The sequence below is a fragment of the Methanobacterium sp. genome (genome assembly GCA_016222945.1).
GTDB lineage: Archaea > Methanobacteriota > Methanobacteria > Methanobacteriales > Methanobacteriaceae > Methanobacterium_D.
The window spans coordinates 662687-676795 of sequence record JACRPY010000002.1 but is presented as its reverse complement, the minus strand read 5'-3'; the positions used below and the strand labels follow the sequence as shown (position 1 = coordinate 676795).

17 protein-coding genes are annotated in these 14109 nt (G+C 30.7%); 5 read left to right on the top strand and 12 right to left on the bottom strand.

The genetic code is table 11. From position 1 onward, the window contains the following. The first annotated feature begins 68 nt into the window (after positions 1-68). From HZC47_03680 to HZC47_03670, 3 genes are read left to right on the top strand one after another with little or no spacing between them, the layout of a single operon-like run. The gene (locus HZC47_03680; protein MBI5679981.1) at positions 69-1958 is read left to right on the top strand and encodes a tetratricopeptide repeat protein; all 1890 of its coding nucleotides are present in this window, start codon (positions 69-71) and stop codon (positions 1956-1958) included. Positions 1959-1990: 32 nt separating this feature from the next. Then, positions 1991-2575, top strand: a complete 585-nt coding sequence (gene hxlB / locus HZC47_03675; GenBank protein MBI5679980.1) for a 6-phospho-3-hexuloisomerase — start codon at positions 1991-1993, stop codon at positions 2573-2575. Between the two features lie 59 nt (positions 2576-2634). Then, on the top strand, positions 2635-2970 hold the full coding sequence (locus HZC47_03670; protein MBI5679979.1) for a hypothetical protein: 336 nt from the start codon (positions 2635-2637) through the stop codon (positions 2968-2970). 34 nt (positions 2971-3004) lie between these two features. Here HZC47_03670 and HZC47_03665 read toward each other — a convergent pair whose 3' ends face one another. The 7 genes from HZC47_03665 to HZC47_03635 form a co-directional block, all read right to left on the bottom strand. Next, entirely contained in the window at positions 3005-4252 is a 1248-nt protein-coding gene (locus HZC47_03665; GenBank protein ID MBI5679978.1) for a tripartite tricarboxylate transporter permease, read from the bottom strand. 247 nt (positions 4253-4499) lie between these two features. Continuing rightward, positions 4500-4769: an elongation factor 1-beta gene (locus tag HZC47_03660; protein ID MBI5679977.1), complete on the bottom strand. Its 270-nt coding sequence runs from the start codon at positions 4767-4769 to the stop codon at positions 4500-4502. Between the two features lie 121 nt (positions 4770-4890). After that, positions 4891-5052: a DUF1610 domain-containing protein gene (locus HZC47_03655; GenBank protein MBI5679976.1), complete on the bottom strand. Its 162-nt coding sequence runs from the start codon at positions 5050-5052 to the stop codon at positions 4891-4893. Then, positions 5053-5697 carry a delta 1-pyrroline-5-carboxylate synthetase gene (locus tag HZC47_03650; GenBank protein ID MBI5679975.1) on the bottom strand — a complete coding sequence of 215 codons (645 nt, stop codon included), beginning with the start codon at positions 5695-5697 and terminating at the stop codon, positions 5053-5055. Between the two features lie 23 nt (positions 5698-5720). Beyond that, the gene (pth2, locus tag HZC47_03645) at positions 5721-6059 is read right to left on the bottom strand and encodes an aminoacyl-tRNA hydrolase (GenBank protein MBI5679974.1); all 339 of its coding nucleotides are present in this window, start codon (positions 6057-6059) and stop codon (positions 5721-5723) included. A gap of 159 nt (positions 6060-6218) precedes the next feature. Further along, complete coding sequence (locus HZC47_03640; GenBank protein MBI5679973.1) at positions 6219-6752, bottom strand: hypothetical protein; 534 nt, start codon at positions 6750-6752, stop codon at positions 6219-6221. A gap of 172 nt (positions 6753-6924) precedes the next feature. Next, complete coding sequence (locus HZC47_03635) at positions 6925-7521, bottom strand: cation transporter (GenBank protein ID MBI5679972.1); 597 nt, start codon at positions 7519-7521, stop codon at positions 6925-6927. A gap of 167 nt (positions 7522-7688) precedes the next feature. On the opposite strand from HZC47_03635, the gene HZC47_03630 reads away from it, so the two are divergent. Further along, positions 7689-8039, top strand: a complete 351-nt coding sequence (locus HZC47_03630; protein ID MBI5679971.1) for a hypothetical protein — start codon at positions 7689-7691, stop codon at positions 8037-8039. A gap of 44 nt (positions 8040-8083) precedes the next feature. Continuing rightward, complete coding sequence (locus tag HZC47_03625) at positions 8084-8692, top strand: hypothetical protein (GenBank protein MBI5679970.1); 609 nt, start codon at positions 8084-8086, stop codon at positions 8690-8692. Between the two features lie 49 nt (positions 8693-8741). Here HZC47_03625 and HZC47_03620 read toward each other — a convergent pair whose 3' ends face one another. The 5 genes from HZC47_03620 to HZC47_03600 form a co-directional block, all read right to left on the bottom strand. Further along, positions 8742-9392, bottom strand: coding sequence for a molybdopterin-dependent oxidoreductase (locus HZC47_03620; protein MBI5679969.1), 651 nt, complete (start codon positions 9390-9392; stop codon positions 8742-8744). A gap of 271 nt (positions 9393-9663) precedes the next feature. Continuing rightward, positions 9664-10863, bottom strand: coding sequence for a YcaO-related McrA-glycine thioamidation protein (locus HZC47_03615; GenBank protein MBI5679968.1), 1200 nt, complete (start codon positions 10861-10863; stop codon positions 9664-9666). Between the two features lie 29 nt (positions 10864-10892). Beyond that, the gene (locus HZC47_03610) at positions 10893-11489 is read right to left on the bottom strand and encodes a site-2 protease family protein (protein MBI5679967.1); all 597 of its coding nucleotides are present in this window, start codon (positions 11487-11489) and stop codon (positions 10893-10895) included. A gap of 131 nt (positions 11490-11620) precedes the next feature. Continuing rightward, positions 11621-12742, bottom strand: coding sequence for a PAS domain S-box protein (locus HZC47_03605; protein ID MBI5679966.1), 1122 nt, complete (start codon positions 12740-12742; stop codon positions 11621-11623). Between the two features lie 51 nt (positions 12743-12793). Continuing rightward, positions 12794-13957, bottom strand: coding sequence for an iron-containing alcohol dehydrogenase (locus tag HZC47_03600; GenBank protein MBI5679965.1), 1164 nt, complete (start codon positions 13955-13957; stop codon positions 12794-12796). Positions 13958-14109: the final 152 nt, after the last annotated feature.

The window sequence follows — 14109 nt, the reverse complement described above, 5'->3', positions numbered from 1 at the left end:
AACTTTGGAATATAAAAGTCGTATTTTTCTAGAATCTTTATGCATAAGTATTAGTTTGAGGGAAAGACATGGATTCAGAAAATAATTTATTAGAAAGTAAATTATCCAAAGATCTTCAAAAGTGCTTAGAAAATATTAAAATATCATCAGAAGAAATGTGGGAGACTCCACAACATAGTCACTATACTAATCATGATATAAAGCATTCAAAAAGGATAATAACGAAATTAAACAAAATGTTAGGAGATAAAAATAATTCAATAAATATAAATGAACATGAAAGTTTTATCCTTTTATCAGCAGCGTATTTACATGATATAGGCATGCAAACAGATGAAGTTATTCGAAATAATAGTAAACCCATATATACTTATGAAGAAATGGAATCAATTAGAAAATTACATAATGAATCAAGTGTTAAACTAATTTATGATGGTAATTATTTAGTATCAGAGATTTGTGAACAATATATTGATTCCATAGCAACTGTTGTAAAATTTCATTCAGGCAATACTGATATTACCCAAATAAAAGATTCCCCCATAGATGACGACTGTATCAGGTTAAAATTTTTATCTGCTCTTTTTAAACTTGCTGATGAACTTGATCGGGACTACAGAAGGTCAAATGTTCAAAAGATTAAACATTGGGATATTCCCGTTGAAAGCAAATTTCACTGGTTTATTAATTACTATACTCAAAGTGTTCTTATTGAAAATGGAAAAATTAAGCTATTTTTTAAATTCCCAGAAGAATGCAAAGAAAGATATAAAGATTTATTCGAGAAAGTATTTGTAGAACAAACAATTGCTTCAATTAAAAAACAATTATTTGAAAGTATTTCTATTATTTGGGATCATGACGTGAAGCTATTGCTAGACGAAAGTAATATCCGCATAGAATACTCCAAAAAAAAAGAATGTATCGATGAAGAACTTCATAATTATATAAAAGAAAATTACTTAAACACCACAAGAAGCATTGAAAAGTCTGATTTTAAAACTAGCATTGACTGGTATGTGGATGGTGCTGTTTACTCTGATGACCCCAAATTTTCAAAGAATATAATTAATATACTAAAATACTTGAAGTTAAACAAATATAACAAAGCAATTGAAGAAACACGCAAAAGTTTAAATCTATTAATTACCCCCATGGAAAGAATAGTTCTTTCAATCATTGCGGGAAATTGTTATTACATGATTGGAAACCAGGAGTCTGCTAAAAATCATTATAAAGATGCATTACAAATCTTCGAAAACGAAAATTTTAAGAGAATTTATGAAAAAGAAGTTCCAAAAGGCATGTCAACTGTTTTAAACAATTTAGGGATGGTTTATTTTGATAAAGGGGAGTTAAATAAAGCTCTCGAATCATTTGAAAAATCCATCGAAATTAACCAAGAAATAGGATATAAAAAAGGAGAAGCTATTAATCTAAGCAATTTAGGCTTAATATATCTTGATAAAGAAGCTATTAATCTAAGCAATTTAGGCTTAATATATCTTGATAAAGGGGAGTTAAATAAAGCTCTCGAATCATTTGAAAAATCCATCGAAATTAACCAAGAAATAGGATATAAAAAAGGAGAAGCAGATGATTTGGGCAACATGGGAATAATTTACAAGAAAATGAATAATTATGAAGAAGCTTTAAATTATCATGAAAGAGCACTTGGAATAGATAAAAAAATTGGGGACAGGTATGGGGAAGCTATTGATTTAGCTAATTTAGGAGTAATTTATAAGAAAATGAATAAACCTGAAAAGGCTGTGACTACAAGTCAAAAAGCATTTGAACTTTTAGAGGAGTTAGGTGATACAAAATATAAAAAAGAAAAAGAAGAGATCATAAGTAATATAGATTCTATCTACTCCCTTAAAGGAGATGTTTTAGATGCTTTTGAATATAAAGAGATATTATTATCATTGCAAAACAAAAAAATGATTGAATTTTAGAAAAATAAATATAATCCATTACTGGTGAAAATATGGAATATGTAAAGAAAACAGCCGAAGAAGTAACAAAACATGCTCTTGCAGTTATTAACAAAATAGATGAAGAAGAAGTATCTAAAATGATTAATACAATTATAGATTCTTATTCTGTCTTTATTGTAGGTACTGGGAGGTCTGAACTTGTTGGAAAAATGTTTGCAATGAGACTGATGCATCTTGGATTTACAGTCTATGTAGTAGGTGATGTTATAACGCCAGCAATAGGGAATAGAGATTGCCTAATAGCAATATCTGGCTCCGGAGAAAATAGATCCGTCACCATAGCGGCTGAAACCGCCAAAGAAGTAAATGCAACTGTTATTGGAATAACTGGAAATCCTGAATCCAATTTAAGAAAGAATTCAGATTTAACCATAAATATAAAAACTAAAACAAAAATTCCCTGGAAATATTATACATCCAATGTTTTAAAGGGAGATTATGATGATCTAACTCCTATGGGAACTTTATTTGAATCAACATTATCTATTTTCCTAGATGGACTCATAACAGAATTTATGGTGCGTCTTGGAAAAAAAGAAACTGATCTAAAAAAGAGACATGCTATTATTGAATAATCCACATATAACAAATTTAAACTATTAATGAAATCCTTATTAAACATAGGACGGCCTCTATGAGCATAGAATTAGGTAGTAAAATATTTGACGGCCCCCACTTACTTAAAGAATGGAATCCTCTAACTTTTCCAGCCATTTACGCAGTGCTGATGCGGCCTGAACCTAAAGATAAACCGGACGAATACTTTATTTTGTATTTATGCATGTCAGAAGAGTTTTCCAAATTAGAATCGTGTCTTGACCATCCTAAATACAAATGCTGGTTTAAAGAGGCTGGTTTTAGGAGTAATATTTATATTAGTGCCCATTTGATGCCTAATTCAACTCCTGATGAAAGAGAAAAATTAATAAATGCATTTATAAAGATTTATAAGCCCGTGTGTAATGATTAAATGGAATAAACTCCTGAAAATCAAAAACTATTTTTCAAAACATGTTATAATAAATCACAATAGCCGGAACAATCAAAACACCCATCAAATTCGATTTGTTCACCCCCAAATAATGCGGAAGCAAACCCAGCGTTATCGCCGTCATATAAACAATTGACATGAATAAAAGATTTGCATTATACAAGATCGAAAACACGACGACTAATACGCTCATAAAAACAATCACAAATCTCGTGAGTTTTTCATAATTTATTCGCTCAATTGACTCGCTTACCTTATCTCCTAATTTTAAACATAAAAATAGGGCTATTGAAACTGCTGTTAATGCTGTAAATACAAAAAATATTAGATGGGCAAAATCAAAGTTTTCTACAATATTATTTATATAAACAGCAATTCCACTTCGCGGGTTTCCAATTAAAAATATCATTACAAGAGAAAATAACGCATCAGAGGTGTTTACACCGCTAACTGCCACAAGAAAGCTTTCATTATTGTTTTCAGTGTCTCCACCGCCGCTTATTTCCTGTGCAATTAAACTTCCCTGTGCCGGTCCAAGTCCTGGTAAAAAACCGAGAATAGTTCCTGCAATTCCTCCTGCAAAAATTCCCCTTAAAATACCTCCATTAATTTTAAAGTTGTGGAATCTGTTTTGTGTTGGTACAAAAGACTTCTGTTGAAGACTGTAAAGTAACGTACTAACTCCAAATAGCCCTGTAAAAATACATAAAAGGGAAACATTTGATGAAATGGGCACACTAAACATAATATAACCCATAATCCCCGAAAGCATAAACAACGTAACTGACCATAAAAACGATTTTTTATCATTACTTAGTCTTATAAACATGAATATAACAATAATTACAAGTAAAATCCATATATAAGGTTTAATTGGGCCGTAAATTTTTGGTAAAATCATTATAAAAATTGGTAGAAGTAGCGCTGTTACTATAATTGCCCCAAATCCTCCAATCGCTGCTAATCTTACAGCTTCTTTTCCTCTTCCTTGAAGTAAAAGCTGGTGTCCCGGTAAAATTGATAATACTGTTCCTTCTTCTGGAACACCTAAAAAAATTGATGGTATGAATTCCAGGAGCGCATGTGCAATTGCAAGAGAAATCAGAAATACACAGAGAATTTCAGGAGAATAAATTGTTAATAGGAATGCTGATGATGCAAAAACAAATGCTCCAACTGTGTTAACATGAATTCCTGGTATTAATCCAGTTATTGTACCTATTAAGACACCTATTAGGCAGGCAATGATTAAATCAAATATTTTTATCACCACTTTTTTAGAGTATAGATCTAATGAAACATACGATATATGCAAACTGTAATAATCTATATGTTACATTAATACTATTATATATAAATTTATCTCTAAAGTAGTCTAAAATTAGTTAATATTATTTTATTAAAAGTTAATTTGAGTGATATTATGCTTTTAAATGTAAAATAAGAATAAAAAAAGTATCTAAAGAGTAAAATAGTTTAAATAAAAAAAGTAAAAATTAAAAGAAATCTTACATAAGCCTTCTGGTATCAGTAACTTCAACGTTGCTGACGCCGTCTATTTTGGCCAGGTTTTCTTCAACTTTTTCGGTTCCGCCTTCAGCATCGCCTACAACAACCATTACAATAAGAGCTACAAGGCCAAATGCAATTGGTTCTTCATCTAATTTGTAAAATTCAGCACCTTCAGGAATTGATGCTTCTACATCTTTTTTCATTTGTTCTAAATCAACATCAGGGCTTTCTGGCATTAATTTTATTGTTGCTACTACATCTCCCATGTTATCACCGACTTTTTAACCTTTCAAAAATGTTGATGGTGAAGATAATTATATCATCACTCTATCAACCATGTAAAAAGAGTTTATATATCAATTTATTAATTTTAAAGTTTGAATTAATTTAAGGGCCGTTAAATCCACATTTGCATGTGTAAAGATGGCCGAATGTTCTGCATTTCTGGCATCTGTAAATCATTTCTTCACATTCAGGACATTCAAATTTAACGCATGTCTCTACAGGTGATATTTCTTGTTTACATGATGTACATTCTATTTTCTCCATTTAATTTCCTCCAATAAACGTGTATTTAGAACTTTTACCTTCAATTATAGAAATAGCTCTTTCTGGATATTTTCCATTAACAACATAACAATCTAATTTGTATTTAAGTAAAAGCTCTGGTAAATTTTCATCAACTGATGTTTCACTAAAAGTTAGTAGTTTTTTTGCACTTATACTTTTTATAAGTTTCGCACCATCAAGAGATGGTTCAAACGTATATATACCATCTACATTTGTTACTATTAATATTTTGGTTTTAAGAAGCCATGATATATATACTGATATAGAATCTGAAGTTACTTTCCATGAATGTTCCAGTGGATCAAGATATTCCAATAATTTAGATGGAAGAAGTATGGGAAGTTTACCTTCATCTAATACTTTTTTAGCATATTCTAAGGAATAAACAGACACCACATCATCTATTTTATCTGCTACAAGCATTCCAATTATATCCATGCAAAGAATGGCAGTTTTATGGGCAGTAGTATCTGAAAAATTTGTATCCTGATCATATTCCCTTATTTTATTGGCAAATTCTCCCCCACCACAAATTACAATTACATTTTGGCCAACAAGTTCTTTGCAAAGATTTATAGCATCTTCAGGGAATAAACTTCCACCTAATTTAACAACCCATTCCATTTAATTCCTCATAAACTATTTTATCAAAGTAGTTTTAATTCATTGGTTATCTTATCTATCTTTTCATCATTATCAGGGCCGATTCCAAGGCATGTTACTGTACCCTTTGGCAGTTCAGTTCTTCCAGCATCCTGCACCAAATAAGAAGGAATATCGGTGTTTTTTACCAGTTCGTATATTTCATAAAGTTCTCTTAAGCTTTGAACTTTCACCACGACTTTTTTTTCGCCTTCTAATTCCCATTTTTTAATTATTTTTTCATCTGATCTTTTATATGCACCTAAGCTTGCATGGCAAGCTTGTGCTGCCATTTTACCTTTGCCCATGTTTAGATCTGCTCTTATAACCATGACTTGTTTCATATTTTCACCGTGAATATAAAAATAAGGATTATTTTAACTTAAATGATCAATATGTTATTTAAATTTTGATAGTTGTATTCTAACTATTTTAGTTAAAATAAATATGGCTTTTTTGAATTTAAAAATATAATAAAAGAAAAAAAAGAGAAATTAAATTGTTTATTGTACTTTGAAAGAGTTTATTATGGTGTCAAAGTTCGCTTGTTGGCTATCAAAGTCTGCAGGTAATGATCCACATAGTATTACATATGCACTACCATTTTTTTCAAACCATACTGCTTTTTCTTTTTTCTGAACTCCCTTAACATCAACAGTATGTATATTCACATAAGCAGTTGCTCCATCAACTGTAGTTGTGGTATCTGATATTGTTTTGAAGGTTGAATCTTGAGCTACAAATTGAGCATATGTATTATCATAAACTTGTTTTAAAGTTGTTCCACTAGGTAATGCTGCTTTTTGGATAGCTGCCAATGTATTAATTGATCCTGTTGCATTATCTATAGATTTTGGGTCTCCAACTGACACCAAAGTACTTTGTGATGAAGTTTGTAGTTGCTGCCAGCCACCAGGATAATTAAATGACACTCCATTTCCAGAATAGGTGCTTGTATTATTTCCACCAGTAGTACAGCCAGATGCAAAAATCACGAGCGCTAAAATAGCTATTACAAAAAATGCATATTTTTTCATTAAAAGCCCCCTTTTTTATTTATAAGTATTTTTATTAACTTATATCTATATAAATTTATTTAAAGAGCTTAAAATGCGTTTTGTATAATTGAGTTTTTGAAGTACTCCTCACATATAAAAAAAATACATTTAGCTCAATTTATTTTTCAAATTATTAAAATAAAAATTCCAGTTATTCTTCCTCAAAAATCTCATAACCTTCTTTTACAAGTAATATACCTATAAAAATTCCAATAATAGGATCAACTTGCCAAAGCCCAAAGAAATAGTTTGATAAAAGCCCAATTAACACCGCAGCAGATAAAAACATGCACACAATAGTTTGTTTTGAATCTGCTATGAGGCTTGAGCTTTTTAGTGCTTTTCCAGTTTGATATTTAAAATAAAACAATATTGGCATCACAATAAGAGATGCCACTGTTATTAATATCCCTAAAATGCTGGGTTCAGATATTTCACTAGTATAAATCTTTTTAATTGATTCATAAAATACGTAGATTGCCAGAATAAAAAATGTATATCCAATATATTTTAAAGCCCTTTTTTCAACCTTTTCCTCTTCTAACTCGGATATTTTACCATGTTTTCTAAATCTCCATGTAATAACCATTGCAGACAACGATTCAACAGCGCTATCAAGTCCAAACCCGATTAGAGAAATGCTTCCAGCAGTTAAACCTGCGAAGATGGATAATATTCCTTCAGCAATATTATAAATAATTGTAAAATATGATAGGTTCAATGCTCTTTTGGAAAGTTTAGAGTTCATAAAAATCGCCATAAACAGTAATTTACTATTTTTTGATTAAGTTAAATTTCAGGATTTGCCTTTTAATTTAATATTCAATGAATTTGCATGGGATTAATAAAATGTATCTCATCCCTTGTTATAAAAATTTAACTAAATTTTTATACTGGTTTTATTTAATTATAGGTATGTCTTACTATCCTATTCCTATTTCATTGATACTGATAATTCTATATTTAATCAGTTTTGTTTTATATAAAGAAAAAGAAATTTCTAAAGGGTTACATGTGAGAATATGGAATATTGTGCTTTTAATAAGTTTTATAATCTCTGTATGCATTGGATTGATTTTAATTGGATTTAGAGAGTTTGGTTTAGCAACTCCTTTTAGTTTAGAAATGTTATTTTGGCATATTGAAACAGGTCTAGCATTACTTGTCATTGCAGTATTCCATATAGTAAATTACTGGAAATCCTTTAAAAAATTCAGGGTTAAGAAACGTAAAACTACAAAAAATGCAGATAAAAGTACAGATTAAAAATTAAAATAACTTAAAAATATTCAACTTTAAAGGAGATAACAATGATATTAATGAGGAAAGTAGGTTTATTGGTGATTGCAGCTATTATTTTATTGCCAATTGCAGTTTATGCTGTTACTGGATGGAACGACTGCCCCTATGAACTGACTGATGATTCTTTTCCAGGCCAATGTTTTAGATATATTGATACAAACCATGACAGTATCTGTGATCATTCCCAATCACCTCCTCAAAATATATCAAATGTTTCAGGAAACTTTGAAGAGACTTCAGGCAAAAATACCGTTTCTGGTTTTTCTATTTTAGGAATATCCTTTAAAAGTGGTCTGGTTGAAGGGTATTATCTCATACCTCTCACAATAGTCCTAATAGTTTTTTATGCTTTGAGCTATCGTCTTTATAAAAATAATAAGATAAGAGCACATACTTATAAAAAAATATGGAATGTTGTACTTACAGGAAGCTTCATAGCTGTTATAATAACTGGTTTAATATTAATTTATTCCATGGAATATGCAATAAGAACGCCTTATGAGTTAAGTGCCGACTTCTGGCATGCAGAGGCAGGCATTATTATGGGAGTTACATTTTTATTCCATATTCATATTTATTGGAAATCTGTTAAAAAAATGTTTAATGGAAAGTTTTAGAAAAACCTAAACCTGTCTACAACTTAAATAATTAAATACACTGATAAATTTATTTTAAAAAGCTTTCATTCAGATTTCCAGAATTAGAATAACCTCTACTTTCCCAGTAACCCTCATAATTTGGATCATTGGATAATTCAATTTTATTTATCCATTTAATCCATTTATATCCCCATTTGCTCTCAGCCACAAGTTGGAATGGGAATCCTCGCTCTGGAGGAATTGTAGCATTGTTCATTTTATAAGCAAGTAAAATATTATTATTTTCAATGTAATCTAAAGGAAAAGAAGTTGAATATCCATCATATGCATAAAAAATAACAGTATTTGCATTCGATAATGGTTTAACTTCATTTATAATGTCTTTTACAAGAATTCCTTGCCATAAAATTGTTACCTCCCAACCCTCTACACAATCAAGCTTTACAACCTTTTCATAGTTTTGATGGTCTTTAATGACTTCATCATATGTATAATTTTTTGGATTATTCACAATTCCTGTGATTTCAAGCTTATAATTTGTAATATTAATGTATTGAGGGCCTTTTATTGAATTTTCTCTAAAATCATTTACAGATGAGAGTTTCTGTCCTTTATAATCCTTAACTTCCACGTTATCCAGCTTTATTGTTCCTTGGAACCTAAACTCATCTGCAGCCACATAAACTGCTGCAAGAAGAATAATTAAAACAACAATTATAAATAGATTATTAGCATTTAAAAATCCTTTAAATGATTTTGATTTGCTTAATCTGTCTAAATATCTTAAAAAAGGCTTTATAAAAATATGAAGAACAAATAATATTACAAAAGGAATCAAGAAATAAAAATGAATCCAAAAAGCAGTTGTTTTAGACAGTAATCCTAATGTTAAATACTCCGTAGTAGTATAATATGGTATTCCAAGCCCTGAAATAATAACAAGCACAGTTACAGCTGCAAGTGTCCAGCGTAGTATCTTTTTAACATTTTTATGTTTTTTTGGCAAGCCTATTCCCTACTCTTTCTGGATCAACCGAGTAAACCTCCATTCCTGGAATTATAACCCTCACAACAGGTACTTCAACCTCTACCCTTGTTAGATCCACAAATAAAACATCTTTAAAACCTGCTTTTTTCAATAATTTCAAAGAAATCTCTATATCTTCCTTAAATGATTTACCTGAACTATTTTTAATATCTTCTAAATCTATTAGTTCCTCTGATTCACCAAACCAGTGTTTATTCATCCTTTTCATCCGTTCATAGCCCGCTTTCCTCATAAATACTGCACGAGTGGTGTCTTCTCTTGTACCGTGAATTTGGGTTGCTCTGCTTTGCGCAACTTCTGTTAAAGCCCGCATAACAGCTATTTCTGGATCTAAATGGGTTCCAACCCCTAATGTAAGTAATGCTGGGTCTTTTAATATGGTATCATCTGAAACAGCTGCAATAGTAGTAGCTTTAACATCAGATGTTAAATCCACGATTTTGATGTCAATGCTTGCTTCTTTGAATTTATCTATAATTTCCAGTATTATTGGATTTTCAATTGTTTCAAGATTTATTTCTGGCGCTTTTTTTCTTTTAATCTCAAATAAGCTCCAAGCATCTCTCTCTATGACTTCCATCATTCCATGAAATATAGCTTCTTCTATTTTATTTCCTGATGCCAAACCATTTGTATTTGATTTAAATAGATTAATATCATTTATAGCACCATAAGGATGAAAAACCGCGTCTGCCGGTGTTAAATATTCTTTATCCGTTTCTACATCTACCGCGTTTACCCATTTTAATTCCTTTATATCAGGATCAAAGGGTAAATTGGGCAGTATAAGCGATTTAGGATTTACACATCCTTCTATTTCATCAAAACAAGCTTTAATTATTTTTTTATGATCTTCATCCTGGAGTTCTGCTGAATATCTTTCAAAGGCCTCCATCATGGCTGATGCTTTTGCCTGGTCTTTTGTGGCTCCTTTTCCAGCATAGATACTTACTGCGCCCTCTGCAGCAGATGGCCTTATTGCAGAGTAAACAGGAATTCCCACCCTGTCAAGATGAGTAATTTCAGTGACTCTTGTAACTCCTGCAGCCTTTAATTTTCCTTCAACACGCCTAATTGTCTCTTCTGGAGCAACTGCACGGTGTGTGCATCCAAAATATTTTACTGGAACTTCTTTAAACATTGAATCACATTTTATGAACTTATTCGAATTTATAGTATTAATTTTAATAGACTAGGGAAATACCCTATGGCCACAAATCCTAATGAAACCAAGACAACTATTATCCATGCAAATGGGTTCCACTTGATTACTTTAGATCCATCAAGTCCCATGATTGGTAGTTGATTGAAAAATGCAAAGAATCCATTTATAAACATCCCCATAAAAGCCCAATAATATAACTGTCCTGAAATTTTAATAATTAGCAAGAAAATTAATGCAAAAATAATATTAGTTATAGACCCTGCAATGGATATTTTACCATTTTCTTCTTTACTTATTTTTTCTCCATGGATATAAACAGCACCCGGGGCTGCAAAAACAAATCCAAAATATGCTGTGATTAGTGCAAAAATCAGGCCTTCAATCCACATTTTATATTCAGCCCAATAACCGTATCTTATTGCAACAAATTTATGAGCTAATTCATGGAATACAAATGCAAATCCGACTACAATCAGCATTATTGGTATCAAAGATATTGCAGTGTTTATATTACTGCCACTTAATAGTAGTGCAAAAGCAAATGAAATTACAAACATTGAAATAATAATATCTCTGATCTCATTTGCAGTGAATTTTACCATACTAACAAAATAGGACTTATGGTATAAAATACTTTCTAATTTCAGGCTAAAATGATAATTCACGGCTTAAACTTAAAAATAAGACATTTATTACCTAAAAAAAAGAAGTTGTTGAATATTAAGACAATATACTAAATTCTTTGTTTATATGATGATTTTTTTATAAATTCTATCTTAAATGATGTTCCTTTGGTTTTATCAAGCTCAATTTTACCATCGATCTGACTTACAAGAGTATCTATTAATCTCAATCCTAACGTTTCTGTATTTTGTAAACTTATATGTTCAGGTAACCCAATACCTGTGTCACTTACCGTTAATATGGCTTTTTTCCCATATAAATGAAGATCAATAATTATTTCTCCAGTCTTTCCGTCAGGAAACGCATATTTTAAACTATTTGATATTATTTCGTTTATTATCAACCCACAAGGGATAGAAATATCTATATCAAATAGAATATCTTCAACATTTAATATGGGTTTTATAACATTCAAATCAACAGAATAAGACTGAAATAAATAGTAAACAAGACTTTTTATGTATTCAGCGAAATCTATTCTTGCTAGATCTCTAGATTGGTATAATTTTTCATGAATAAGTGCCATTGATTTAATACGGTTTTGACTTTCCTTAAATACTTCAAAAGAATCTTTATCATCAAGTGAAGCTGATTGTAGATTAAGAAGAGAGCTTATTATCTGCAAATTATTTTTAACCCTATGATGTATCTCCTTCAATAATACTTCTTTCTCATTTAAAGACTGTTTTATCTGTTTTTCAGCCTCATTACGTTCAGTGATATCTCTTGATACCATAACTGCATATAAAACATTTCCAAATTCTACAAAGCTTATACTACTTTCTACAGAAATTTCATAACCACTTTTTTTAACGAATGTGGTTGTAATCGTTTTCCTATCCCCTTTACTACGGTCTAAATCTAAAAACATTTTATCAATCTTATTTACTTTAGAAGAAGGAATCAAATTAATTATAGGCATTTTAAGCATTTCTTGATTAGAATATTCAAGTAAATCAGATCCTGATTTGTTCACATCCATAATGATGCCCGAAGGAACATCTAAAAGGAAAATTATATCATTACTTTGATCCAAAAGGGCTCTAAACCTTTTTAATTCAACAAGTTGTTGTTGAAGTTCAGGATAGTAACTTTTATGAACTGAAAGTTCTCCAAGCCCTATGATTTTATCACGCAAAGATTCCCAGCTATCCGATGATTCCGGTTGCATTTTTCAATATTCCTCAATAAATTATATTATATTCACATATTCAAAAATGTGTCAAAGTGCATTTTCAAATATTCTTTCAATATCCTCCATTTTTGGCCTTTTAGGATTAGTTACTAAGCAAGGATCCTCCATTGCATTAACCGCGAGCTGAGGAATATCTGCTTTTGTAACCCCAATCTCTTTTAACGTAGCATTAATTCCAATTGAATCTTTTAAACCCATTATTCTTTGTATAATAATATTTCTATTCTCTTTATTATCCTTTCCACTAAAATTAATTCCCATCATTTCTCCAATTTTTTGGTATTTGATAGGTTCAGCATCAAAATTAAATTCAATAATATGATTCAGAAGAATAGCAATGCATTCTCCATGAGGTAAATCTAAAAATCCACCAATACTATGTGCCATTGCATGAAGCACACCCAGACTGGCATTTGAAAAAGCTAACCCTGCTTCCAGACTTCCAAGCATCATGCTTCCACGTAGATTCAAATCATCAAGATTACCAATTACAGCATCCAAATTTGATGAAATAACACGTATAGCATTTAATGCATGTAAATCTGTGATGGGAGAGCTTGCATTAGAAACATATGCCTCAATAGCATGTGCTAATGCATCAATTCCAGTACATGCAGTTAAATATTCATCCATTGTTGTGCTTGGTAATGGATCAATTAACGCAACATCTGGAACTACTGCTTTGCTAATAATTGCTATTTTTACCTTTCTCTTTTGATCCTCAATTATTGCAAATTGTGAAACATCCGCAGATGACCCTGCAGTTGTAGGTATGCAAATTAATGGAGGCATAGGGTTAGAAACTTTATCTACACCTTCAAATTCCAATATATGTTTATCATTTGAACTTACAATCCCTATACCTTTAGCACAATCTAAATTACTACCACCACCAATTGCAACTAGAGCATTGCATTCTTCAGCCCTATACACCTCAGCTCCGCGCATTACTTCTTTTTCTCGAGGATTAGGAGTAATATCAGAATAAATCTCATAGGAAATACCTTCATTCTCCAGAGTATCTGTTATTCCTCCCACCCATCTGTTTTTAATGATTTGAGGGCCAGTAACTACTAATACTTTAGTAGCTCCAATGTTTTTGGCATATCTTCCAGTTAAAAATCGGGCATCTAATCCAAATACAAACTCCGGAGCAACGAATTTTCGAAGTTCCATATCATGAATATTCATTATATTATGCTTCTTTTTAATTTATACAATCAACTATCCAACTTATATTTAATTTATTATCTATATTTATCTATTATTTTTAATTTCTATATATAAATAAATTATACATAAAACTTTGAAACTGCATTAAATTAACAAAATAAGTGTCTTTT